The 25679-nt window shown below is 67.1% G+C and carries 17 protein-coding genes; 5 read left to right on the forward strand and 12 right to left on the reverse strand.

From position 1 onward, the window contains the following. Positions 1 to 59: 59 nt before the first annotated feature. The 4 genes from PGB27_RS24020 to PGB27_RS24035 form a co-directional block, all read right to left on the reverse strand. Positions 60 to 356: a hypothetical protein gene (locus PGB27_RS24020; RefSeq protein ID WP_274202953.1), complete on the reverse strand. Its 297-nt coding sequence runs from the start codon at positions 354 to 356 to the stop codon at positions 60 to 62. A gap of 191 nt (positions 357 to 547) precedes the next feature. Beyond that, positions 548 to 844 carry a hypothetical protein gene (locus PGB27_RS24025; RefSeq protein WP_274202954.1) on the reverse strand — a complete coding sequence of 99 codons (297 nt, stop codon included), beginning with the start codon at positions 842 to 844 and terminating at the stop codon, positions 548 to 550. Positions 845 to 1524: 680 nt separating this feature from the next. Beyond that, complete coding sequence (locus PGB27_RS24030) at positions 1525 to 2703, reverse strand: winged helix DNA-binding domain-containing protein (protein WP_274202955.1); 1179 nt, start codon at positions 2701 to 2703, stop codon at positions 1525 to 1527. A 38-nt stretch (positions 2704 to 2741) separates the two neighbouring features. Continuing rightward, entirely contained in the window at positions 2742 to 3290 is a 549-nt protein-coding gene (locus PGB27_RS24035; protein ID WP_274202956.1) for a universal stress protein, read from the reverse strand. A 103-nt stretch (positions 3291 to 3393) separates the two neighbouring features. Between PGB27_RS24035 and PGB27_RS24040 the strand changes: the two genes are divergently transcribed. Further along, positions 3394 to 4299 (forward strand): universal stress protein, encoded by a 906-nt coding sequence (locus tag PGB27_RS24040; protein WP_274202957.1) that lies wholly within the window; start codon positions 3394 to 3396, stop codon positions 4297 to 4299. Between the two features lie 637 nt (positions 4300 to 4936). On the opposite strand, the gene PGB27_RS29490 is transcribed toward PGB27_RS24040, so the two are convergent. From PGB27_RS29490 to PGB27_RS24055, 3 genes are all read right to left on the reverse strand, one after another. After that, a complete protein-coding gene (locus PGB27_RS29490) occupies positions 4937 to 5572 on the reverse strand; it encodes an HAD-IA family hydrolase (protein WP_408630114.1) in 636 nt (211 codons plus the stop codon). 75 nt (positions 5573 to 5647) lie between these two features. After that, positions 5648 to 6565 (reverse strand): hypothetical protein, encoded by a 918-nt coding sequence (locus PGB27_RS24050; protein WP_274202959.1) that lies wholly within the window; start codon positions 6563 to 6565, stop codon positions 5648 to 5650. 238 nt (positions 6566 to 6803) lie between these two features. Then, positions 6804 to 8291 carry an alpha/beta fold hydrolase gene (locus PGB27_RS24055; protein ID WP_274202960.1) on the reverse strand — a complete coding sequence of 496 codons (1488 nt, stop codon included), beginning with the start codon at positions 8289 to 8291 and terminating at the stop codon, positions 6804 to 6806. Between the two features lie 220 nt (positions 8292 to 8511). On the opposite strand from PGB27_RS24055, the gene PGB27_RS24060 reads away from it, so the two are divergent. From PGB27_RS24060 to PGB27_RS24070, 4 genes are all read left to right on the forward strand, one after another. Then, the gene (locus PGB27_RS24060; RefSeq protein ID WP_274202961.1) at positions 8512 to 9630 is read left to right on the forward strand and encodes a radical SAM protein; all 1119 of its coding nucleotides are present in this window, start codon (positions 8512 to 8514) and stop codon (positions 9628 to 9630) included. Between the two features lie 13 nt (positions 9631 to 9643). Then, positions 9644 to 10069 carry a cupin domain-containing protein gene (locus PGB27_RS24065; RefSeq protein ID WP_274202962.1) on the forward strand — a complete coding sequence of 142 codons (426 nt, stop codon included), beginning with the start codon at positions 9644 to 9646 and terminating at the stop codon, positions 10067 to 10069. Positions 10070 to 10143: 74 nt separating this feature from the next. Next, on the forward strand, positions 10144 to 11058 hold the full coding sequence (locus PGB27_RS29495; RefSeq protein ID WP_408630115.1) for a mevalonate kinase family protein: 915 nt from the start codon (positions 10144 to 10146) through the stop codon (positions 11056 to 11058). Between the two features lie 740 nt (positions 11059 to 11798). Continuing rightward, a complete protein-coding gene (locus PGB27_RS24070) occupies positions 11799 to 16640 on the forward strand; it encodes an NACHT domain-containing protein (RefSeq protein WP_274202963.1) in 4842 nt (1613 codons plus the stop codon). A 281-nt stretch (positions 16641 to 16921) separates the two neighbouring features. Here PGB27_RS24070 and PGB27_RS24075 read toward each other — a convergent pair whose 3' ends face one another. The 5 genes from PGB27_RS24075 to PGB27_RS24095 are packed head-to-tail and all read right to left on the reverse strand — an operon-like array spanning position 16922 to position 25557. Next, positions 16922 to 20287, reverse strand: a complete 3366-nt coding sequence (locus PGB27_RS24075) for a DEAD/DEAH box helicase family protein (protein WP_274202964.1) — start codon at positions 20285 to 20287, stop codon at positions 16922 to 16924. Next, positions 20287 to 21420 carry a restriction endonuclease subunit S gene (locus PGB27_RS24080; protein ID WP_274202965.1) on the reverse strand — a complete coding sequence of 378 codons (1134 nt, stop codon included), beginning with the start codon at positions 21418 to 21420 and terminating at the stop codon, positions 20287 to 20289. The genes PGB27_RS24075 and PGB27_RS24080 overlap by 1 nt, the downstream gene beginning before the upstream one ends. After that, positions 21417 to 22880 (reverse strand): type I restriction-modification system subunit M, encoded by a 1464-nt coding sequence (locus tag PGB27_RS24085; RefSeq protein ID WP_274202966.1) that lies wholly within the window; start codon positions 22878 to 22880, stop codon positions 21417 to 21419. Before PGB27_RS24085 ends, PGB27_RS24080 begins: the two co-directional genes overlap by 4 nt. 27 nt (positions 22881 to 22907) lie before the next feature. Beyond that, entirely contained in the window at positions 22908 to 24044 is a 1137-nt protein-coding gene (locus PGB27_RS24090) for an McrC family protein (protein WP_332843872.1), read from the reverse strand. A 1-nt stretch (position 24045) separates the two neighbouring features. After that, positions 24046 to 25557, reverse strand: coding sequence for an McrB family protein (locus PGB27_RS24095; RefSeq protein ID WP_274202967.1), 1512 nt, complete (start codon positions 25555 to 25557; stop codon positions 24046 to 24048). Positions 25558 to 25679: the final 122 nt, after the last annotated feature.

Genomic DNA, 25679 nt, shown 5'->3' on the forward strand with positions numbered 1-25679 from the left:
GGGTCGGGGCCGTGAGGCGCGGCCGCCCTGAGTCGCAGGTCCGGCCGACCGGCGCCGGCTCAGGTGCGGCGCAGGCTGTTCGAGAAGTACACCGCGAGCAGGCCCGCCCAGTCCGACTCATCCGCGCTCGGCGCGCCCCCGGGATGTTCCTCCGCGGCGGCGACCGCGGGGTGCGGCCGCCACCTGGCCAGGTTCTCCGCGAGCTCGCGCACGCGTCGGGCGTCGGTAGCGGCGTCCTCGGCGAACACGCCGTCGATCTGCTCGAGCACGAAGGCGACCCCGCGCAGGATCCCGGCGGCGTCGTGGAGCGCCGCCGCGGACAGGTAGCGGTCATCGGCCGGCCGTGTCTGGTCCACGTCGCACGCTCCTCGAGCCCCGGCCAGGACGGCGCGATGATCGCCGCTCGTCCGGTGACGAGCCAGGGCCGGAGGTCCCGTCGACCCACGACCCGCCCCGGCCTGCACACCACCGAGATCCTGCGGGGCTGGCGGGAGTAGCACCCCGGAGCAGCGGTCGTTCCGACACCGCCGGGGCGACTCCGGAGGACTCACGATCCGGACCGGGGGCCCTGACGCAGGTACAGCCCGAGCGTGATCTCCCATGCGGGGTCGGGCACCGGACCGGCCACGTCGTCGTGTCGAGGGCGGGGCGACCAGCGAGCGAGTGCCTCGGCCAGGAGCCGGATGTGCTGTGCATCCTGCTCCGCGTCCTCGGCCCAGACGCCCTCGACGTGGCCCAGGGCCGTCGCCAGGCCGGCCAGCACGTCCGCGGCCTCGCGGAGTGTGGACGGCGAGAGGTAGCTGTCGTCCGGACAACCGACCCCACCAGGCTTGTTCTCGAACACCACGCCTCACCGCCTCGGTCCCCGACGCCCCGTGTCAGACCGATGCACCCGGGGCCGCACGGGCCTGCTCCCTGTCGATGACCGACAGCGTGGACGGTCTGCGCACCTCGAGCAGGGCCTCTGGTCACCACCCGCCGGACCCGTGGTCCATCCGCAGAGGCACCCGTTCGCCCCCCCGGCGGGCGGTCCGGGTCGACGGCACCGCCGGGACCGTCACCGCACTCCGAGCCGGCCGAGCTCCCGGCTAGTGGGACGACCGGCGTGGGGAGGAGCAGGCGGCGCTCGCGTCGGGGGTCGTTCCGGCGTGGTGAGCTTCCCCGCGGATGAGACGGCACCGGTGCGGATCGTGGTGACCCCCTGCCGGCTCCCACGGAACCTGGCCCTCGGTGCCGTCGGTGAACAGGACGCTGGCGGGGATGACGAATGCCCCGCAGACCTCGCAGCGTCGTGGGTGTCCCATGTGGAGCCGAAGCACGCGTTCGATCTGGTGATTCCGCAGCGTGCTCATCAGTGGTGTCCCCCGACCCCGTGGTTGGATCTCCACCATTGGGCTCACGAGAGGAGCGATGGTTCAAGTCCTCAGGGCTGATGATCTCCTGGCGGTTCGGCTCGGTGGCTAGTCGTTGCGCTCTGCGGACATCGCGCGCGCGACCGGACCGCGTCGAGGGCCAGAGTGGTGATCACCTCCCCTCGAACGACACCGCGAACGACGCGCACCCGCGCAGTGGCGCGATCGAGGCGACCTCGGCCTCCACACCGCTCCGGGTCGTCGCGTGCAGCGGCGCGAAGGGTTCGACGCTGACGACGAGGCGGGCGCCCTTCGTGCGTGCGCACCAGGTGGCGACCAACCGGCCGTCGAGCAACACCACGCCGGGCGCGCCCGTGGACCGCCAGAGGAGGCGGTGCAGCACCCTGGGCGCGAGGGACGCGCGGTCGCGCAGCTGGAGCAGCGGGTCGCGCGGCGGCAGCAGTCGGACGCCGGTGACCTGGGGCGGTGAGCACAACCGGTCGAGGTCCTCACCGAGCAACCACCGCGAGCGCCCGTCGACACGCACCTCGCAGAGCTCGTCCTCGATCTCGGACCACCACGGTCCCGCGTCACGGGCCGCGATGCCCAGCCATCCCGCCATCTCCGCGCGGGTCGACGGGCCGTAGCAGCGCAGGTACCGGCGCGCGACGGCCCCGCGAGCAACCGCTGCGTCGAGGGGTGCCGGCGCAGCGTCGAGCCATTGCTCCACGAGCACGAACGGCAGCGTGCTGCCCTCACGGTGGGCGAAGCACACCACGCGCTCGAGAGCGAGGAGCCGCAGGCAGAAGTGGACGACCGCTTCGCCCCACGACTGGCCCGGGGCGTAGGGGCCTTCCGCTTCCCAGGTCCGACGTGTCTCGACCGCGAGGTCGTCGGCGATCGCGGCGGCCAGCTCCGCTCCGAGTGCGGTGATCCCCAGCCCACGGTCACGCAGGACCTGGTCGATCCGTGATCGGAGGTGCTCGGTGGCCTCGTCGAGACCCATGCCCAACCGCTCGAGGGCGTCCTCCACGCCGACGACGAACCGGCGCCGGGCCGCCTCGTCCGGCGGCCGGACGCCGGTGGTGAACACGGCGAGGTCGGCGGTGGGGAAGAAGAACGGGGCACCGCGCATGGCCCAGGTGTGGAACAGGCTGCGGTCCTCGACGGCGGCGGGGATCGTTCCGGGGCCGACGTCGGCCACGCGGGCGTGCAGAGCGATCGCGGCCGAGCCCGGCGGGCTGTCCTGCAGGCCGCAGGCGCCGGCGGCCGTCAGCACGCCACCGGCGTCGAGGCGGCGGTGGAGGTGATGGGCCCCCAGGCGGTAGGCCATCACCTGGTCGACACCCACCTCCGCTCGGCCCGGAGGCCGGCTCGGATGCACAGAGATCACGGGTCGGTGCCGGGCGGAGCCGCCGGGGGCGGCGCGAGGCGGTGCGGGATCACCAGCACCGGGCACACGGCCTCCCGCACGCAGCGCGCACTCACCGACCCGAGGAGCGCGGTGCTCGCCCGGCCACGGCCCCGGGAGCCGACCACGAGGACGTCGGCCCCGCGGGCGGCGTGGAGGAGGATCCCGGCAGCGTCCGGCCCTTGCGACAGGACCAGGTCGACGTCCGGGACCTCATCCCCCACGAGCTCGGCGACCACCTCGGTGAGCCGGCGCCGGGCGACCGCCTCCATCTCGGCCAGGTGCGGCGAGCCCGTCTCCTGGTCCGCGACGGCGGCGTCCCAGACGTCGCGGAGCTTCCACGCCCACACCACCCGCAGAGCACCACCGGTCAGCCGAGCGAGCGAGGCCGCCCACCGGACGGCTTCGGCGGCTTCGTCCGATCCGTCGAACCCCGCCACCACGAGGGCGACACCCCGGGCCCGGACCAGCTCGATCCGGTCCCGCGGATCCTCGCCACCGCGCGGTGGGGCTGCCTTCTCGTCCACGACGACTCCCTCGGCTGGATACCCGCAGTCGTTCGTCTCCGTACACCACCGTCTCGAGGACCTCCAGTACCCGTGGCAGGCCGGGTGCGGCAGGCTCTCCGGCGTGACCACCGAGATGCCAGATGTGGGGGCGACGGATGCCGGCGGCGAGATGACCGATGGCGCCGCCGATCTCGTCCTCGTGGGGTTCGACGGCTCGCGGGACGCCGCGCGCGCGATCGCGACGGCCGCGCTGCTGTTGCCGCAGATGGCCGCGCGAGTGGTGACCGTGTGGGCGCCCGTGTCCCCGGACCCGGTGCTGCGGCACCGGGTGACCCGACTTGCCCACACCCTCGACCGCCTCGGCGTCCTGATGGAGCAGGAGTCCGCCGCCGACGCGCAGCAGACCGCAGCCGCGGGAGCGGCGCTCGCGCGGGCGGCGGGGTGGTCGTCCGAGCCGGCCACCCACCGTGCCCACGCCGACCCGGGTGCCGTGCTCGCCGGGATCGCCGGAGACCTCCACCCGCGGGCCCTCGTCGTCGGTTCGCGCGGCCTGGGCGGCACGGCGGCGATCATGGGCAGCGTGTCCGACCTCGCGGTGCACCACAGTCCGGTCCCGGTGCTCGTCGTTCCCCCGCTGCTCAGCCACGAGCGCGCGGCAGCAGCGACGGGCCCGGTGGTGGTCGGCCACGACGGCTCGCCGGGCGCCGAGCACGCGCGGACCGTGGCCGCCGCCCTGCTGCCCCACCGCGATCAGGTCCTGGCCCACGTGCACGCCGGCAGCACGACGGAGCCGGCCGGGGACGTCCCGGCGGGAGCCATCGACCTGCGCGCGCACGGGTGGGGAGCACGTGCGGTCGCGAACGCGCTGGACACGGCCGCCGCGGACCGCGACGCGGCGGTGGTCGTGGTCGGCTCGCGGGGACGCTCGGCGCTGCGCGAGATGGTGCTGGGCAGCACGGCGATGGCGGTGCTCCACCACGTCCACCGACCGATCCTGGTGGTGCCGAGCCACCCCTCGGAGGGGTGACGGTCGCCGGCGTCGCGCGTCGAGCTCGGCGAGCAGCTGCCCGTGCAGGCCTCTGACGTGCGTGGGCGCGGCAGGATTCGAACCTGCGACCGACGGCTTGTAAGCACTCACCGCCCTCAGGCTGTGCTGACCAGCGAAGATGCAGGTCGCGGTGGAGCGCTGTGCGCACTGTTATCCAGTGGCTAAACGATCACTGCTGATCATGCTCCCCGCGACGAGCCCTCAGAGCGACGTGACGAGCATGTCGGGGATTGGCCGGGGAGTCTCCGGACCTCAGACTTGCCCGGCGGCCGCCCTGTTGAGCGCGGCACAACGACGCGTGCGGTCGGGTTCCTCCAGCGCTGTGCCGGACGCAGCCGTCCTCGGCCGCCATCACCGGCCGCGCAGGGCTCCAAGCAGGGGCCTACTCCCCACCGGGCCGACCCGCGACGATCTTCGCCCTGGCCACGAGCTGCATGTCAACGGCAACGGGGGGTCGTCGACGCGGGCCGGGCTGGACGCCGACGCCGGCGGTGACGGCGGCCGGGTTGTCGAGGGTGCGGGAGACCGGTCCGGGCGGGGGCACGCCGAGCAGGGTGCACCGCTTCGGTTCGACGACCAGCTGGTCGTGAGACGTCACATCGGCACCGGATAGCCATCAATGGGACGAGCTTAGAAGAGCAGAGACGTCGCGAAGCGAGTCGACCGCAAAATCCCCTGCTGCACCGCCAACGCCGACAACCACCGCACCCGCGGATCGACCAGCAGCCACCCCAACGGCACTGTCTTCAACGACAAGGCATTCACGAGGCGACACACCAAGTAGACTGGCCGCCAGCAAGAAACCATCGGGCATGGGCTTCCCCCGAGTTACGTCGTCCGAACAGACAAGGACGGAGGGGTGAGGAAGACCCGCAGCGTTTATGCGAAGTCGGGCAAGTTCGCTGTAAGCGCCAGTGACAACACCCCACCTCCGGCCCAGACCGTGCAGGCTGCTGACGAGCTCGTGAGCACCCGGCATGGCGAAGACGTCGTCCAACTCGCCGCACTGAATGACGATCTGCCGTTGCACCGCCTGCTCAAGGTTCAAGTTCGTAGTATGAGCCTGCAGAATGGACACGGTGTCCATCACGGTGCGCCCCACGGAGAATTTGCGGACCAGGAGTGGGTCGAGTCCATACTCGTTCGCCCAAGTCATCCAGCTACGATCGATCGCGGCCGCGGAATCGACGAGGGTGCCGTCAAGGTCGAATAGTATTGCGCGCGCCGGAACAGTACCAACCGTGGGCGCCATGGCAAAGTCTCCTCATAAGTCTGGTCAGGGATCGGCATGCCTGACCTTCCAACAGCCGTACGTCAACAACTCCAATTAGACCTCGTCGAAAAGTGCACGCACATCGGTAGGCCCAATTTCGCGATCGTACAGCCTTCCTACGAACGACTTACTCTCCGCGTGGAGCGATAAGGATGATTGAAGGATTACTCGATCCGCGGGTTGGACCAGACGCGTACTCCACCGGTCCGCGAGCAGCGTCCTTGCGGCAAGCGCGAAGTCCTCGTACGTCACCGAAGCGTTGACGAAGCAGCGCCGCCATGCCTCAAGGAAGCGCACTTGTCCTTCCTCGTTTGAAAATCCTCGCGGATAGTGATCGGTGTTGAGCGGATCACGGATATCGCGGAGATCTTCAAGGAGTGCCGACAGATCATTCAAAGCGAGCGCACTTCTTCGTGACGTCATAAGGAGCTGCGCCCAGCGTCCAACCACCAACCTCGAGGCGTGAAGTGCGCGCCGAACCAGAACGTGCGCTAGGTTGCGCCACTCGGGATCCTGCATCAGCACCTTCAAGCGCGACACATCGCTAGGTGTCTCGATCTCCCCGCGACCGACGGCGCTCTCATCGACATAAGCGAGATTGTGGCGAGCCAGAATTTCTCGGACAGTCTGACGTTCGTGCTCGGATATACCGAAGTCGCTATCGTCCCGCATATTCCCTGCATGTAGAAGAAACCACAGTGTCCTACGAATCGCTAGAGGGCAGCGTGCCACAGCTCCAAACGCTGTCGCCTCGATCACCAAGTATCTTGCATCTTCCTGCCTCGCTAACCATCGCTCCACGAAGGTCGCGCCAATCAATAGAAAAAGGGCTGAAGTAAGAAAGTTGGTCAGTATTGGATGACCCAACCAGAAGTCGGCCAAGAGGCCGGTTGGCCAATCAGAGATAAGAATGAACAGGAGCAAAGCGGAGAGAATAGCGCCTGAGACCCGGACCACGTATCGACGCGACATCGCATCTCCTTCGGCAAAGACTGACTATCGTGATCCAGCAAGAGCCGCTGCTGGTGTCGTCTCGTTCCCTCGCCGGCCGAAGCGAACGAGTATACTGAGGGACTTGGAAAAAGGGCCGACGAACTATCTTCTAGCTATAGACGATCTACAACGAGTGGGTCACCGTGCCGGGTCGGGGGTCACCTTCGTGCGATGGGCGCTTCGAGGAGCCCCGCGGTGCGGCCGCCGATAACGATAATCAAGACATCGACCCCGCAAGGCCACCGACATTGCTCGCATGGCGTTGTATTGCGTTGAGCACCAGATCGGTCTCGGCCTTGGTCCACGTGCAGAAGGAGATCGACCAGGAGCCGTCACGGCCCAACTCCGTCTGCAATGCCTGCCAAATCCATTCGAAACAAACATCAGCACGCAGTCCACCGAGACCAGACCCGAACAGCGGCAGAAGTATTGAGCGCAAATCTAAGCCGTACTGGTCGCGCTCCCGCCGGGCGGTCTCGAAGACGTTGTGAACGGCCGTGGCAACCGAAGGTGGGTGCACAGTGAAGCCGTCGGTCCCAGGGATGGGGTCTCCGATCGCAACGTGGTAGATGCGTTGGACCTTCCGCGCAAGAAGCGATCCGGCCGAGGTCGGCGCGACGGTGCCCGCCGTGAAGGGCAGGCCGAAGCGTCCGTTGTCTCGAACCCACTGACGCAACTCGTCGGCGGCAGTGTCGTCGAGAATTTCCCCTGACGGGCTACACCGCGCCGCCGCCCGGCGTAAGCGACCCGAGACCGACGGCTTGAACGTCATCGCCATCTCCATGTAGATATTCTCAGAGGTCGCGACTACGTCGATGTCTCGCACTTGGTCGACTGGCCCTGAGCAAACGTAGAAGGGCACGGCGACGTCACCGAACGATACCGAAACCGGACCACGCACAGAGAGCTCGGTATAGTGCTCGAGGTTTTCCGGACGCTCCTCTCCTAGTGCCAGCGTTGAGGTAATGCTGGGGAACGGCTCGGCCAGCGCCGCGAGAAGATCAGACCGCAACGCCTGGTAATACTGACTGTTTTCCGATTCGGCGCGAAGGATCCCGGAATGATCGCCGGGCAGCACGCCGTAGATCGGGAAAAAGCCGCTCGCAGAGCTCGGCCAAACCACGCTGTCGGTCTCGCCCGCGTAACACGCGATCGGGATAGGACAGCGGCGATCGTCGAGAACAGGCGCGTATACCACGTCCCGGAGGATAGTTCTCTGGGTCTCGACGACCGACTCCGCCACCGGTCGTAGCTCCTGGTCCTGGCGGTGCCATCTCAACAAGAGCTTGCGCATTGAGAGCAGAAACTCGGAACCGTTATTCGGCGTGGCAAACAGCACAACGCGCCGCAACTGCGCCATCGCCATTCCCCGTCCGATGGCGAGTTGACGCGCTATATAGCGGAGGATGACGAGGCCGCCTTGACTGTGACCGACTAGCACAACTCGTTCATACCGTTCTTGCTTCCGTTGCAGGAATGTCGCCAGCTTATCGGCGATCACATTGAGGTCGGGAATCCGCGTGGAGATACTACGCAGGAATCGGGGTGTGGAGTACTCGAACGTTTCCACGTCATACGCACCGAGGTCGGCGTCAGCACGCACGCAGGCCACAGTCGGATGCCACACGCGTGCGCTGGAAAACAAGCCGTGCACGAAAACGACAAGCGCCCTCGGTTCCTGATGATCTCCCCCAGCCGTCGGCATGCCGCGGATCGTACGGGACCGAAATATGCTCGTGGCACACGCCACCAACCCACGGGCTCGCGCTACGAAGGGTACCGGGCCGATTACTCTTCGCATCATGCGACCGCGGGGTGCCCGCCAGCCGGCCACGCGGTCGTGGCATGCTTGCCAGGCTCATTTCGTTGCTATGGTTATGGGCAACGAACGAAAATTTGGGGGAGAATTGCCAGAACCGCAGGACGTGTCGTTCCTCGACCTGAGAACCAAGCTTCGGCAGGATTCGATTTTGGATACGGTGGTCCACGTCGCTGAGGGTGGTCACTCGTCCGCTCCACTCGTGGTCGAGCTCGATCCCACGTCCTTCTGTGACCTCGCCTGTCCCGAGTGCATCTCCTCTGGCCTGCTTAATGCTGGTCGATTCACCGAGGAGGCCTTAATCCAGTTCGCTGACGATGCCGTGCAAGCCGGGGTGCGTGCGGTGATCCTGATCGGCGGCGGAGAGCCCCTGCTGCATCCCGCGACCGGTCGAGTCATTGCAACACTCAGCGCGGGTGGTGTGGCCGTCGGCATCACCACGAACGGCACTCAGCTGCACCGCTACCATCAGCTTGTGGCCCAACAGGTGGCCTGGACCAGAGTCTCGGTCGACGCCGCCACGGCCCAGACCTACGGCCGATTCCGTCCGGCTCGGGGCGGACGCAACAAGTTTGATCAGGTTATCGAGAACATGCGAGCACTGGCGCGGGACAAAAGCGGCCGGCTCGGATTTTCGTTTCTTGCAATGGTGCGGCACGAAACGTCTGTCAAGCAGGCCGAGACCAACATCGGAGAGATATGCGACGCCGTTGAACTGGCTGACCGAGTTGGCTGCGACTATATCGAGATTAAGGCCGAGTACGATCTGTCGCACTTCGTCAAGGGCCACCGATCAAGTGCGTTGCCGATGTTAGAAAAGGAACTAAACCGTATCGAGCGGGCGCGGCCGCACCTCGACATCGAGGTAATCTTGCAGCAGAACCTGCAAAGGATGGTGGACGGAGATGGACCGCAAGTCCAGCCCAAAGATTACTCGCGCTGCCCGGTCGCCGAACTCCGAACGCTAATCACGTCGTCCGGGGCTTACCACTGCCCGTACCACCGCGGAAATCCCCGAGCACGCTACGGCGACCCCACCGTCCACTCCTTGACCGAGATGTGGGCGAGTGCAGACCGCGAGGCGGTCGCCCGCCGAATCCGACCGGACCGCGACTGCGAGTTCAGTTGCATTCGACACCAGTCGAACCTGGATATCCTCGAGCTGGCCGACCCGCGCTCCTTACTACGACGCAACCGCGTGCCCGACTACGACCCCTTCATCTAGCGATGGGTAGACCTTGACCAACCGCAGCCACATCCTCGGATTGCCGGAGATTCACCGGGGTTCCGCGGGCGAGACGATCACAAAGCCCGACGGCACGCGGGTGCGGTACTGCCTGTTCGATGAGTACGAGGTCCACTACAACGAGTTACCTGCCGGGGTACGGCAGGCTTGGCATCACCACGAACAAGTCGAGGAGGCCATCTGTGTGACCGATGGTCAGGTCACCCTGCATTGGATCGACGACGGTGGTGGTCAGCAGGCGACGACACTCGACCGGGGCGACCTCGTCCGCCTCGGGACGGCTCCGCACACTCTGGAGAACCAAAGCACGTCGACGGCACAGTTCGTCGTGGTCAAGACGGTACCGAGCGGCGGGGGGCACCGAGAGACTTTCCTGACGGACAAGTTTCTCGACAACCCTCCGGGCAGTCCGTCGTGAGGGTCGCAGCGGAGGTCACCAACTCCGGCTCGGCACCGGCGCGCGCCTGTCTCGTCGGCGAGGACCTCGACTGGATGGGCGGCGGGGCAATCCAAGTCGCCATTGGGCTGCGAGTCGCGGTGACCTGTACCTGGTCTACGACACCAGGAAATCTCGTAATAGAGACATCAGGCGTACTCGACGATCGGCTCACCTTCAGTGGGCCGGCCGAGGTGCCGACCGGTTCGTGGGCGTTCCTCGCCTCGCGCTGCCTAGGGCTGGCCACGAGCCATCCCGCCTCCCTGGTGCCCCGCCGCGTGTCAGTGACTTCGACAACACCGCAGTCGGCTGGCTTAGCAAGCAGCGCGGCCCTCGTCGTGGCCGGGGTGGGCGCCGTCGCGCCCGATCTAGCGTCGGCTGAAGCGGAGGCCGCGAGCTGGCGCATCGAGGCGGACGACGCGGGACGCGACGTCGGCCCTATGGATTACGTTCCATGTGTGCGCGGCGGTGTTTCCGACGTGACGTGTGGACCTCGTGGAATCGAACGGGTCGACGCTCTTAATTGGCCGGGCGAGGCCACTCTCGTTGTGGTCGACACTGGCCTGCCGCGCAGCACCAGCGAGGTGATCGCCTGGAAGCGGAGGCGCTGGGAGCACGGTGACCCGTCGATCGAGGCCTATCTCGCAGGAACCCGCGCCGTGCACGCGGATGTACGTAGGATCCTGACGGACCCAGACCCTGACGTCGGCGCCCTTGGCGACGCGGTGTCGCGAGCGCATGATCTGCTACGAGATCAGATGGGAGTCAGTACTCCGCTGGTTGAAGACTGCGTCGAGACGATCATGCGAGGTGGAGCGGTTGGCGCCAAGATCACGGGCACTGGGAAGGGCGGCTGTCTCATCGGGCTCTTCGACGGTCCACCCCCAAAGCAAACATTGAAGTCGCTGCGTGGTTTGGTGCGTCGGGCCGAGGTAGTCACAGTCCCGGCCCCGGGCCTTCAGCGAGGGTGAGGCGCTCGTTTGCTCCGCCGCCGCAAGCTGCTCGGTGCCCCTGCCAGCTACCCAAACGAGGCTCGACACTGTTAGACGCTCGCTCAGCACTGTGCGTCGCGCCTCCAACTACACGAGACCTAAGGGACCACAAGAGCCACCTCAATCTGAGCCCAGAGTTGCTGTCGTTGTAGGTCAACGCTTCGCAGGTGGGCGCGGTAGGAATCGAACCTACGTCCGACGGCTTGTAAGCACAATCGGGCTCGAAGCTGTGCTCACCAGCATGTTCGCAGGACGCGTCTGAGCGCTATGCGCACTGTTATCCTATCGTTAAACGATCACTTTGGATCATTACCCCGCGATAGCGGCTCTCAGGGCCTCCCAGGGAGCCAGTTGGCACCTCGGCAGTAGCCTATAAGGGCCTCGAGGCTCGCCGTCCCCTCCGGCACGACTCCAGGGTCGCCGAGCGGCCGTCCTGGCTCGGACCCTGCGACTTGCCTGAGACGACGTCCGTGTAATCGCTCGCGGAGCTGAGCAGCCAACGGACTTGAGAGCAGCCGCCGCCTGTCATGGAGCTCCGGGGCGAAAGTCCCGCGACAGGCGGCCCGCTGCGCGATCTGAGAGGGGACGAGGTCTTCCGCCTCCAGTGCCAACGGCGAGACCCGCCGCGCCGTTCACCGCAGCGCCTCAGGCCCGCGCCATGGCTGTGCCCTCCCTTAAGATCCCTCCGAGAGTAGGGAGCATCGGTCAGGGAGCGAGGGATGCCGGAACCGTCGTCTGCTTCTGTCGGTGGCGCCGGCGGCGCCGCTGGCGTCGGGTTGCAGGACCGTGTCTTCGCGTGGGCGGCCGCGGCCATGGTGGCCGAGCAGCCCCTGCTCGGTGAGCTCGTTGCCGGGCCTGTTGCTCGGGTTGGCGCGCAGACGGGCCACGAACTCGACGACGTCGTGGTGCAGACAACCCTCGACAATTACGCGTTGGTGCAGGTGAAAGCCCGTCTGAGCCTGGGCACTAGCTCGTCCAGCCCACTGGGGAAGGCCCTGCAGCAGGCCGTCGCTCAGTACCTCGCCGGCCCGCTTCGCTCCGCCGACGGCGCCCAACGAGCGGTCGATCCGTCCCGCGACGCGCTGGTGCTGTGCACCGACAGCAGCGCTCCGGCCACCATCCGCCGCGATCTGCCGGTGGCGTTGCGACGAGTCGTGAGCCACCCGCCGGGCACCCCGCTCGATCAGGAACTCAACGCCGGGGAGGAGAAGGCGCTTGGGGTCGTGCTCGCCCACGTCCGGCGCTTGTGGGTCGAGAACGTGGGCCATATGGCTGGCGACGAGGCGTTGCGGGGGTTCTTGCGCGCGCTGCGAGTCATCACGGTATCGGCCGCAGAAGGCGAGGCAGACCAGCGCGCCGCCATCGCTCAGATGTCCGCGAGCACGTTGTCCGCCGCTGACGCGAGCGAAGCCTGGGGGCACATCGTCAGCGAGGCGCACGCTGCGTCGGAAGAGCGCCGGTGGCTCGACCGTGCGGCCGTGGGCCAGGCACTCGCGAACCACCGGATCTATCTGGTGCCCCCGTCCCGCTACGCCGCGGACATCCAAGCACTCCAGGAGCTCTCGATCGCGAACCTGCGGGCCCTGGAGTCGGAGGCGGGCCTGCCTGTCGGCGACGGCGTGTTCATCGAGCGTTCCGTCGGCGAGGCAGCTCTCGCCGATGACAGCGGCGAGAACCTACTCATCGTCGGCGACGCCGGCACCGGCAAGTCCGCCGTCGCCCAGCAGCTCGCCCGCGCCCGGAGCGTGACGCAGACAGTGGTGATGCTGCGCGCCTCCGACATCGCTGGGGTGAATCGGTTGCGGCTGGGTTCGCCGCTCTCGGCGGTCCTCGCGGCTTGGACGGGCCCGGCCGCTCTGCTCGTCATCGACGGTGTCGATGCGCTTCGCGGGGCCGAGGACCGAGAGGTCTTGAGCGCTCTCGTCCTGGGACTCGTCGGCGCCCGGTGGCAGACGGTCGCGACGGTTCGCCGGTTCGACGCGCGCAATAACGTCCGTCTCAAGCGAGCGTTCCGCGGTGACCCGCTCTCTGGCGAACCGACCCAGGTCGATACGAGTCTGGCCAGGGTTCGCCACCTGCTCGTCGGCGATCTCACCGAGAGTGAGCTCGAGACGGGGCTAGCCTCGTCTGCGGCGCTTGGCTCGGTCGCTGCGGTGGCGCAACCCGAGCTGCGCGTTCTGCTGCGTAACCCGTTCAATCTTCGTCTCGCGGCGGAGTTGGCTCCCGACCTGTCGATCAACGAGCTGCTCGCGATCCGGAGCCGCCTCGAACTGCTGGAAGCCTATTGGGGGTGGCGGGTCGTCGAGACCGATCAGGTCGCCCGCGTTGCCCTCCTCAGGCGTCTGTGCCGAGTAATGATCTCTGCCCGGCGGCTTGAGGTGGCCGAGGCCGAGCCGGTGGTCGCGGCGGTCGACAGCTCCTCGGTCGAGGCGCTGTTGAGCGCGGGCGTCATCTCCGGCGGCAGCCAGTTCGGCGACGCAGCGCCCCGGGTTCTGTCGTTCGCCCACAACATCCTGTTCGACTACGCGACGGCGATTTACGTGCTGCTCGACCCGAGCGAGCCGCAGAAGCTGCTACCGCTGCTGGACGACGACCCGTCACTACCGCTCGTTGCCCGGCCCAGCTTGGAGATCGCGGTCGACCTGCTCTGGAGCCGTGCCGGCGGCGAGGTCTTCTGGCCTTTGCTCCTCGAGCTCGCCGCGTCTCCGCACGAACTGACCTCCCTCGCCTTCGCGGGGAGGCTTCTAGCTCTCGTCCAGGAGCCGCGCGAGCTTGAGCCGCTCACGCCCGAGCGAGGCCGACCTGACCAGGCCGCCGGATTGAGTCCCGAGCAGAAGATCGTCAGCCAGGTTATCGGCGCGCTACGGACGTCGGCTCTACCGCTGGCCCCGGACGGGGCCCTCCGCCCGCTCGCCGCTCTGGCTCGCGGTCTGGCTGAGAATGCGGCGTCCTCTGTCGACCTTGGCCTTTCCTTCGAGCTGCTCAGGGCGCTGCGAGACCGCTTCGGTGACGCCACCGACGAGGACGACCGGGCGCGTGCGGTGGCGGCCCTGCTCGAGGGGTGTCGTGCCGACCCCGCTAACCGGGAGCGGCTTGCGGGCGCGGCGCTTCGGCTGGTTTCGGGCGCGGTGGTCGTGAGCACCGAGGTCCGTGGCGCGGTAGGGCGGCTGCTCGATGACCGGGACGCCCTGGAGCAGTGGGGCGGGACAGTGCTCACGTGGTTGCCCGACGTCGTGGTCGCCTTGGCGGCACACGACCGCGAGCTGTCGCGGCGGGTCGCGTCGGCGATCGTGACATTCCGCGAGACCCGCGACGAGCAGGTCGCCTTCCTCGACAGCCCGTTGCTGCCGATGAGGGAGTCACGGGCTCAGCAGGCACAGCACGGCGTGTGGCGCCTGGGTCAGGTGTTCGGCGAGCTGTGCGCCGCCGACCTCAGCCTCGCGGCACTGATCTTCTGCGATCTCGCTCCGGCCCCTCCTGCGGAACCCGACGCGCGCTGGTCCCTTAGCGTGCCTGGGGCGACCGGCTCACTCGGGTACGGCTCCCGCGCGTTCATGTCACCGCACGACGTCGAGGAGACCGCGGCGCATGCGTTGGCCGGGGCGCTCGCCCGGGCCGGAGCGGGCGACGCTCGAGCCGCCGTCGCGGCTCTAGTGGCGAACCTGAGGAACGTCTTCGCGTGGTCGTCGCTTCTGACCCCTGAGCACGACGACGACGCGGTGGAACTCGGGCAGGCGGTCCTCCCCGCGCTTGCCTCCGGTGCTCTGCTGGCTCATCCCGTCAGCGCCGCGGCGGCCGCTGGACTCGTTGCCGCGTTGGCCGATTCCCAGGCGGGCGTCGACGGCGAACTCGAAACTGCCGTGCTCAACGCGCACTCGCTTCTCGAAGCCGAGGCCGCCGAAGCTACCCACGACGCCGACGACGAGGCGTGGGTTCACGACGTGCTTCAGCGGCAGAAGGACGCGCTCACGGGCTGCCTTCGCCCCGACGCGGTCACCTCGCCTGCTCTCGTCGCGCGCCTCGCCGAGATCGGCCCTCAGGGCACGCCACGGCCCGAGCCACCGGTCACCGTCGGGGCCAGTGTGTCCCCCTGGACAGCGACCGACCGGCTGCGGGAGCAAGGAATCGAACTCAAGGCGGAGACCGACGCGGTTGTTCGCCGGCTCGACGAGGAGCTCCGGCTCGTACAAAGTCACAACGACGAGCGCCCCGACGCGCAGCGACGCCTCCCCGACTTGTTCACAGAAGCGGACAACGTCTTCGAGCAGGACGATGAACTGCCGCAGGCTGCGCTGGAGCTGTTGCTCGACGCAGCGGGGGCCCTCGCCCGTGACGAGCGGGTAGGGCACGACAGTGACCGGGGGCGGCGACTCGTCGAGCTTCTGCTTTGGGCGGCCGACCAGTCCGAGTGCGGCTCCTTCCTCGACAGCGGCCGCGCTTGGAGCCCCGGGTTTCGAGATCGTGGGGTGAGCGGCCTGGTGACGTTGCTCGGGAGAGCGGACTGGCGCGAGAGCGACTCGCGGCCCGAGATCGCACGTGTGGTGGGCGACGCCCTGAGCGACACGAGTCCTCTGGTGCGCATGCTCGCCGCGCACGCCGTGAGCGCGCTGCACGCTGGCGGCACGGCAACCGACACAGCCTCGGCAATCGCTGACCTGATCCGTAATGAGACCGACGAGCCGGTCCGACAGGTCCTCGTCCGCCACCTCGCTCGAGGAGCCGCGCGCACACCCGACATCGCGGACGCGACCATCGACCAAGTCCTCGGGGACCACGGCAACGAGACGGTCGATCCCGCGAGCGAGCTCGGCCGGACGGCGCTCAGCCTGCTCGCCTACCTCGCGCTTGTAGCCCGAACACCATCCGCTGTGCGTCGTGTCGAGATGTGGTGCGCCGATGCCGTAGCGCGCTCCGCCTACGTCGCAGGCTTCGCTCAGCACGCGCGGGACTACCTCAACCGCGCCGACGCTCTCGGCCAGAACGAGGTATTCCGTCTGCTGGCAACAGCCACCGACGTCGCCAGAACACGCTGGGCTCGCGACGCGGCCGACAGCAGGCCCGGCGACACGCGGAGCGACCTTGAGACGTCCGAGCTGCAGGCGGCCGCTCACGTCGCGAACACCATCGCCGAACAGATCTACTTCGCCAGCGGCGCGACAGACGGCGTTGTCGACGACGGGCAACTACGCGAGCGACGCGGTGACCTCGACCAGTTCGCGAGACTCGCCTTCCCCATCCTGAGCGAGTGCGCCAGCCTCGGTCTGCCCGAACCCGTGCACCACGTCGTCCAGACCATGGTGTTCCTGGCACCGTCGAACGAGTCGCGGGCACTCACCGCGATCGCGGAAGCCGTCCCGTCCAACACCCCTTACGCAGGAGACTCCCTGGCCGGAGGACTGGTCATGCCCTACCTGCGGCGACTCCTGACCGAACACCGACACCTCGTCCTCGTCGACGACGCAGGCTCTTCAGCCTTCCGGCGGCTGCTTGAGGTCTTCGCCGGCGCCGGGAACAGCGAGGCGCTCGAGCTCGCGTACACCTTTGCCGACGTTTTTCGCTAGAGTCCTACTATCGAATCCGTCGACCTTCAGCGAACCACTGACCTGTCATGGTGGGCCGCAAGAGTCGGCCTTTAGTCGATCCGCTATGTCCCCGGCGTCGACGGATGCCCACCCGGCGCATCGCCATCGACGCGCTCAGCAAACCGGCTCTTCCGGTTTCAGAGCACAAGAGATCAGGAGTGCAGTAGAGATCTGATGCGGTAGTCGATCACCGCCCACCCACCCGACGGCGCGGGACTGACTCTCTCGCTGCTGCATACGACCTCGTCCTGTGCCGCAGCTCAGGCCACATCCGCGGGGGCAGCGTGATTCCTCACTTCGTCGAGAATCTCGACGATCCGGTCTACCTCGGAGCTCGGGAAGTAGTAATCGATGCCCGCCGAGGAGCGGTCGGTGTAGGGCGACTCGAAGAGCCGCCCTGGTTCCATGACTCCGTTGGCAGTCAGCTCGTCGACGATGAGGTTCACGAAGCGAATCTGGTCGACGCTGAAGGTGCTGCCGTCGAGGTAGCGGGCGAAGGCCTCGGTCGCCGCTTGCCGATCGAGCCCGATGAGCGAGCGAACGAACAGCCCGAGCCCCTCGGCCTGCTGCGCCGCCGACTCGATGTCGTTCTGCTGTCCAGCGCCACTGGCCAAGAGCATCTCCTCGAGCGACGACAGATCCTCGGGCGTGAGCTGCCTGTTCCGCCGTAGTTTCTGGAGCGCCACGTGGTCTTCGTGCTGCCGGAGGTAAGCGGCGGCCTTGGCGCGGAACCGTGCGAAGTCAGTGCCCGGAGTGATGCCGGGCAGGACGACGTCGACGGCGTCGCCGAGCTGGTCGGCGAAGTCGGTGTAGACGGGGTTGCGCGAAGTCTTATCGACGAAGCGGACGAGCCCGCGGATGCGGAGACGCGCGAGTTCGAGCATCGGGAGGGTGACGTCGGTCCACCAATGCTCGCCCGCGACCTCGTCGAGCAGTTCCTGTTGCTGGGCCACCGCGGGAATTGCGGTCTTGCCAAGCAAGGCGGCGGCGACGTCCTGGATCTGCTCGCGGAGCCGTTCGGCGGTGACCGCGTCGCCTTCGAGCTGGGCGAGCTGACGACGCAGCACGAGAAGGTCGAAGCGCTTCGCGTCCTCCTCGTCCTTCGCTGCGGCCGACGGAAGGCCGGCGAGGTGGCTAAGGATCTGTTCGGCGTCGTCGTCCGAGACCGTCGTCCAGGCATCACGCTGCGCGAAGCGCTCCACCCATTGGCGGTGCGGGCGGACGAGGACGTTGTCCAGGCTCATGCCGGCGACGAACTCGTGGAGAATCGTCGCGGCGCTTTCGCGCAATTCCGCGTGGGTGTGGGCGGCATCGAGGTGTACGACGAGGCCGAGGCGGGCCTCGAAGAGCCGCTGGGTCAGGGACTTCTGCAGTGAACCCTCAGCGCCTGGCAGGTCTTGGCTGAAGAACTCGAGGTTGCCGCAGAAGTCGAAGACGAAGAAGTCCTCCTTCGGGTGGCCCGGCCCGTAGAGGTCGGGGCGAAGCCGCGTTCCGCGGCCGATCATCTGCCAGAACTTGCTCTTCGACCGCACCGTTTTGAAGAAGACGAGGTTGACCACCTCGGGCACGTCGATGCCGGTATCGAGCATGTCGACCGAGACCGCGATGTGCGGGGGCTTCTCGACGGTGGAGAAGTCGTCGATGAGGTTTTGGGCGTAGTCCGAGCCGGAGGTGATCACACGGGCGAACGATCCGGCCAAGTGCGGCCACTGGAGGTCGAAGCGCTTCGCGATGAACTCGGCGTGGTGCTGGTTCTTGGCGAAGATGATCGTCTTGCCGAGTCGGTCACCACCGGCGACCTTGTGGCCCTTGTTCATGACGTGTGCGAGGACCTGGTCGACAGTGTCCTCGTTGAACAGGAACCGGTTGACCTCTTCGGCGCCGACTGCGTCGGGCGCGCCGTCCTCTCCCCAGTCGAGCAAGTCCCACTGGTCCTTCTCCTCGGGACTTAGATCCGCGTAGCGGATGCCCTGCCGCAGGAACGTCGAGCCGACGGAGATCCCGCGGGCGGGTACGAGGTAACCCTGCTCCACGGCCTCGTCCAGACTGTAAGCGTCAGTAGGCACCCCGTCCTCGAGGTGGAAAAGGCGGTAGGTGTTGTGGTCAACCTCGTCTTTCGGGGTCGCAGTCAGCCCGACGAGCATCGAGTCGAACCAGTCGAAGATCGCACCGTACTTCTGGTAGACCGATCGGTGCGCCTCGTCGATCACGACGAGGTCGAAGTATCCGGGCCCGAACTTCCGCCGCCCGCCGTCGATCTCGTTGATCAGGTTGAGCATCGTCGGGTACGTCGAGATGTACACGCGGCCGTCGACAGCCTTCTCGGTGACCAGGTTGACAGTCGTCGCCGACGGCAGATGAGCCTTGAAGGCACTCAAGGCCTGGTTCACCAGCGCGGTACGGTCGGCGAGAAACAGCACCCGCTTGACCCAGTTCGCCCTCATCAGCTGATCGACGAGCGCGATGACCGTGCGGGTCTTGCCCGATCCAGTGGCCATGACGAGCAGGGCGTCTCGCTGCTTGGCGTCGAACGCGCCGTCCACTGCGCGGATCGCCCGGTGCTGATACGGGCGCTCGACGATTCCGCCGTCAATCGGGGCGTCTGAGAGCGGCGTCCGGGTCTGCCGCCGCTGGATCATCAGCTCCAGCTCGTCGCGGGTGAAGAACCCCTGGACCTCCCGCGGCGGGTAGCCGGCCGCGTCGTCCCACACCCAGTGCTCGTAGCCGTTGGTGAAGAAGATGACCGGGCGGCGGCCGAACTGCTTCTCCAGGCAGTCGGCGTAGAGCCTCGCCTGCTCCTGCCCGTTCGAGGCGCTCTTGGTGGTCCGCTTGGCCTCGACGACGGCGAGCGGAAGACCGTCGGCGCCCCATAGCGCGTAGTCGACGTAGCCGGTCCCGCCGTTGTTCGGCATCCCGGAGACCGCGAACTCACGGTCCCGGACGTCGGCGAGCGGCCAGCCGGCCTCGGCGAGCAGGACGTCGACGAATAGGTCGCGGGTCTCGGCTTCGGTATAGTCGTGGTCGTCGACCCTCGTCTTGGCCGACTGAGCGGCGCGGATCGTCGCCCGGAGCTCGGCGATCTCGGCGTCCTTCGCCTGCGCCAGCTCGTCCTTCTCCGCGAGCGCCTTCGCGTGGGCTTCGTCCTGCGCTTGAAACTTCTCGGCGAGCTTCGCGACCTCCTGCCGCGAGAGGGGCGCTGCTCTCGCGGCGAGCGCGGGGTCGAACTGCGTCTGCGTCGGCACGGTTTGGGGGTTCGCCGAGTACCGGAACGCGGCCCACACCATCACGTGGTGCAGCTCCCGCAGGACGTCCCGCGCGGCTCGTGGAGGGATCGGCTGCGTGTCATGGACCGCGGTGTTGCCAAGCTTCCGTATCAGATTCAGCTTCTGGGCGATGCCCGCTCCGGCGACGGCTTTGAAGGCGGCTTCGTTGATCCGGGCCGAGAGGTCGTCCCTGTAGGGCGCTGGGAGGGCGAGCACGTCGTACAGGTGGCCAACGAGAATCTCCTCCGCGCGACGGGCGTAGAAGCAGGCGGAGCGCGGGTCGCTCGCCAGGTACGACTCGGCCCTCTCACAGTCGGGATAGACCGTCGGCATGGTCTCGCGAACGAAGTCGAAGTTGCCCATCAGAGTTCGCCCCCGAAGGCACGAGACTGCAGAGACCGAAGCATCTCTTCAATTGCCGCCAGAGATCGCTGAGCGTTCGAGCGCTCGATGTCGACCCGCTGCTTTCGCGCTGCGAAATCTCGTTGTACCTCAAGCGGCGGAAGAAGGATGTGGAATCTCTCCGCGACGCGCTGGTAGATAGTTCGATGAATAGAACCGTCACTCGCAGAGAGGAGATGCAGGCGCGAAAAGCGTAGTGCGGCCATCAGGTAGTCCGAGTCGAGTGAGTCGCCGGGGGTCCAATTGTGAAAGTCCTGGGATGTGGCCATGGGCCGCCCTAGCTTAGTCACGAAGCCGACAGATGCGGTCCTGGAGAAGCACACCGTGCCCGCGGGAAGGACCACCGCCGAGGAGTTCGCAATACCCGCTTCAGTAACCTTGGGCTCGACGTCCACGGCCATCCGACCATCAAGCTCCCTGATCTTCGGGAGCGAGACCCAAGGAATATCACCATCCCAGTAGCCTTGCCGCGTCCGATCCGGGGTGTGCCCGGTCGCCATCCGAGCGACGCGATTCAACGGAACCCATTCCCAGCCGGCAGAGTTCTTTCCTCGGCGAGCCGTGGTGACCGAACGCCAGTCGTCGTCTCCGACCAATTCGTGAAAGATTGACCGCTCGAGCAGGTCTAGATGATGGAGGGCCTTAGATCGCCACGAGCGAATCGCATCGACTTTGTCGAGAATCGACGCGATACGATGTTGCTCGACCAGTGGTGGCTTCGGTACCTCGATCCTCTTCAAGAACTTGAAGTGTCGAGAATAGCCTGCACTCGGAAGGTCGTAGGACCGCAAGTAGTGATAGACGAACTTCGGGTAGAATTCGTCGCGACAACGGAGAAGTTTAACACCGTCGGCCCCCATTGCGAATGGAAAGTCCACGTACTTGAACGCTCGCGTGTGGTCGCCGAACACGATGATTGGCCCATTCGTCCTAGCGAGAAGGTCGGCGCTGTCGGTGTAGCCGGCGATGAGCTTCTGTCCCTGATCGACCACGGGGTGGCGGCCATATTCCGAGAACTCTGCCCGAGGAATCTTTCGGTTCCCTGCTGAGACGTCCTCGACGGCGTCGAGAAATGGCACCATTGTGAAATTCACTTGAGCATCGTTCTCAACTCTTCCAGCCCCTCGGCAATCTGCCCTTCGAGGTCCTGGATATCGGCGATTATCTCGAGGGGGGACCGGTGCTCGGTTGCGTCAGTCACGACCTCCTTATATCTACTGAGCGATAGGTCATAGCTCTGAGCGACGATGTCGGCCTTCGTAACGACGAACGACTGCTCGGTGCGTGCGCGACCGTGTTCGGTCGTGGTACGCAAGGTCCAGCGGTTGAGGGCATCGGGCAAGTCGTTGGCCTGGACCGCGTTGCGCTTGTCGTCGAGGGAGAAGCCGTCGGCGCGGACGTCGTAGAACCAGACGTCGTCGGTGCCGCCGGAGTCGGTCTTCGTGAAGACCAGGACCGCCGTCGAGACCCCTGCGTAAGGGCGGAACACGCCCGACGGAAGCTTTACCACGGCGTCGAGTTTCTGGTCCTCGACGAGCGCCTTCCGTATCCCCTTGTGGGCCGTGGACGAGCCGAACAGCACGCCGTCCGGAACGATTACGGCCGCGCGACCGCCCGGCTTGAGCAGCTTGAGGAAGAGCGCGAGGAACAGCAGTTCCGTCTTCTTCGTCTTGACGACCCGCTGGAGGTCCTTCGAGGTCTCCTCGTAGTTGAGCGAGCCGGCGAACGGCGGGTTGGCGAGGATGACGCTGTACTTCGCCGTGTCTTCGCTCGCGCCCTCGGACAGCGAGTCGCGGTAGCGAATGTCGGGCGAGTCGATGCCGTGCATCAGCATGTTCATGCTGCCAATCCGCAGCATGGTCGAGTCGAAGTCGTAGCCATGGAACATGCCGCGGCTGAAGTGCTGCCGCACAGCTGGATCGGTGAGGACCGTGGAGTGGTTCTTCCGGACGTACTCCGAGGCCGCGACGAGGAAACCCGCCGTGCCGCAGGCGGGGTCGCAGATCGAATCCTCGGGGCCGGGCGCCATCATGGCCACCATGAGGTTGATGATGTGACGTGGTGTGCGGAACTGGCCGTTGACTCCGGCGCTGGCGAGCTTTCCGAGTAGGTACTCGTAGAGGTCACCGTTGGTGTCGCGCTCCTCCATCGGGATGTCGTCAAGCATGTCAACGACACGGGAAAGCAGCGATGGGGTGGGGATGGTGAACCGTGCATCCTGCATATGCGCGGTGTAGGTGGACCCGTCGCTACCGAGCTCGCGGAGGAACGGGAAGACCTCTTCGGAGACAACCTGGTACATGGCCTGTGGGCTCCCAAGCCCCTTGAAGCGGCTCCAGCGCAGGTGATCCGTCTCTTGCAGGAAGATCGGGTTCTCGAGACCCTGCTTCGTGACGCGCGCCTTGCGCTCCTTCGTCGTCTGAAGCTCGTCGAGTCGGCGGATGAAGAGCAGGTAGGTGATCTGCTCGATGACCTCGAGGGGGTTCGAGATGCCGCCGGACCAGAAGGCGTCCCACACCCGGTCGACCTTGTTCTTCAACTCGCCCGTGATCACGCGCACAGGGTAGTTGGCCGGTAGATCTCACTCCACGCCACGCGCCGCAAGGACCGGCAGACCGCGGAGCGCGATCGTCACCTCGCCCATCCCGACGGTCCAGCTCTCCCCCTGGCCCGGAAGCACCAGGACGCCGCGCTCGCAGCGGAGGCGCCGGCAGTAGGTGAAGACCTGGAAGAGGTCGTCAGTGCTCGGGCGACCGAAGTGCTTGTACTTGGCGTCGTAGACGGCGACCGGGCGGCCGTCGTCGTCGTACTCCACGACGTCGGCGTGACCGGTTGTGCGGTCCGGCGGCTCAGTGATCGGCACGGGCACCTGCCGAGCGACGCGGTGTTCGGAAGGGGCCTCGTCGGAGATCGCCTTCTCGACGTACGCCTCCCACACCTTCGGCATCGGGAACAGAACGGCGGCCCCCTGTCGGTCGACGCCCTCGGGAAGCAGGCTGGTCCCGCGGACGACGAGCACTGCGAGGTCGAACACGTCTCGGCAGTGGGCGGGCAGCCGGGGTCGCGCGAGGCGGATCGCGCGGTCGACGTCGACGGGCCGGCTGATGGCGGAGAGGGCTGGGACCATCGCCGTCAACCGACTACGAGTGCGTGGGCGCCGCAGCGGTGCTCGCAACAACAGGGCGTGGGCATGGGCCAGTACCTGGTTCACCGCGATGTCCTGGGTGATCCGCTGCGCTCGGGTGACAAGGCGGTCCGCGCGACCGGCGTGTCGGCGCAGGTGGGTGACGACGTCGGGCCGGCCAGCGAACGGCGGCCGGGTGAAGGTGCGCTCGACGTACCCCTTCGGCAGGCCGCGACCGACGAGTCTCTCGAGCTCGTCGACGAACGCGACGGCGATGAGGTCGACGAGGCCCGCGTCGTCCTCACCGGAGGGGACGGGGTCGTCACGGAGGAGGGACGGCGCGCCGACGTAGGTGGCGAGCAGTGCCGTGAGCTCGGCGAGGTCGAAACGGCTGCGAATGTCGAGCACGAGTCCGCTGGGTAGGCGGAGCCGCCCGACGAACGGCCCAGGAACGACGACGTGACGCCCGGTTCCTGTCGGGGTCACCGACTGCAAGACCCGCGCCTCGTCGCCGCGGGTCAGCGCGACGATCGCGCGGAGGTCCTCGGGCGCGAGGTCGGCCTCCTGGGGCGCGTACTCGCGGAGGCGGAGCACCTCAGCTGCCCTCGCCGAGCAGGAGGCCAACCTCCCGATCGAGCTCCTCCAGGCGATTGGGCCGGTCGAACCAGAGCTCTGCGAGGTAGGGGTGCACCTGGAAGGTCCAGGTGCGCTCCAGCGTCGCGGCGTCGTCGCTGTTCATCCAGTAGGAGTGGCCGGGCGCCGCCGGGTCCGCGCCGACCCGTTCTGCGATCAGGTCGAACACCCGGAGGGGCAGGTCGGACGGGTCGTCGTGGGCCTTGAGCCAGTGGGACAGGACCTCCCGGTCCGGGCGCAGACCAAAGGCGTGGAACCGGCGGCGCAAGGCGAAGTCGACAAGCGCGAGGCTGCGATCGGCGGTGTTCATCGTCCCGAGCAGCAGCAGGTTCTCCGGCACCCCGAAGGGCTCCTGCGAGTACGGGAGCCGGGCGGTCTGCCCCCGGTACTCCAGGAGCAGGAGGAGCTCGCCGAACACGGCTGCGAGGTCGGCCCGGTTCATCTCGTCGACGACGAGGACGAACCGCTCGTCCGGGGAAGCGGCGGCCTCGGCGCAAAGTGCGCGGAACAGCCCCGGCCGCACCGTGTACGTCAGCCCGCCGGAGCCGGGATCGACCTCGGGCCGGAGCCCCTCCACGAAGTCCTCGTAGGAAAAGGCGGGATGGAACTGCACGAGGCGGACGTGCTCGGGCGAGCTGGCGAGGTGGGCCGCGAGGTGTCGGGCGACCCACGTCTTCCCCGTGCCCGGTGGGCCGTGGAAGAACGCCTGCCGGAGCCGTCCCTCCATGAGCGCTCCCACCCAGTCGTCCACAGTCTCGACCGGCAGGTGGCAGGCGCGAGCGACGTCCGCACTCGTGGTCGGCGCGGCGGTCGGTGAGGTCCCCAACGGGCCCGGCGGGTCGACGACCGGATCGGGCGCGGTCTCGCCTCCGTCCTCGCGGGACGCGCGAAGAAGGGCCGTCAGGATGGCGTCGTGCTCCTGCGGAGCGACGTCCCAGGTTCGCCGCCAGGCAAGGAGTTCGTCATTGAATCGCGCGTAGCCCTCACCGCTGCGGGCTGAGTAGGGCTTGTCGGCGGCCGTCGCCACCCGTAGGCCGCGCATTGTGGCGTTGATGAGAATGCCGAAACGCTCCGGATCGCGGAGGTACATCATCATCGTCAGCAGCGACGAGCCAGCGCCGTGGAGTTCGCTCCGGGTCTGGAGAACGCTGCCCACCAGCGTCAGAGCATCGGGCTCCGACGGACCCCACAACACGCGCATCGCGTCGTTCAGCTCGTCGATGCGCTCGGCGGCTCGTAAGATCGAGTAGCCCGTGAAGGCCGGTGAGAATCGGTTGAGCTTCACGACCCCCTGGACCTCGTGGCGGTTGAACGCCGACCCTAGTTCCACGAACTCCTCGCGGGTCATGCGGCCAGCCCTAACATCGAGAAGACGCCGAGCCTCGTTCTCGGCCTCCACGCGGGCAAGGACGAAGCGTGGGCCGAACTCGTCGCGCACCCGATCGATGACCTCGCCTACCGACGGGCTCGCCATGAGGGGCAGCGTAGGAGAAGCGTCGGTGTCGTCCTTCGGGCGCCCTTCTGGTCAGCGTCCGTGATCGACCTGGCCCTAGTCGCCTGCTCGTGCCACTGTCAGTGGCGAGCTTGACGGCGCGG

The organism is Actinomycetospora lemnae, assembly GCF_028737315.1.
GTDB lineage: Bacteria > Actinomycetota > Actinomycetes > Mycobacteriales > Pseudonocardiaceae > Actinomycetospora > Actinomycetospora lemnae.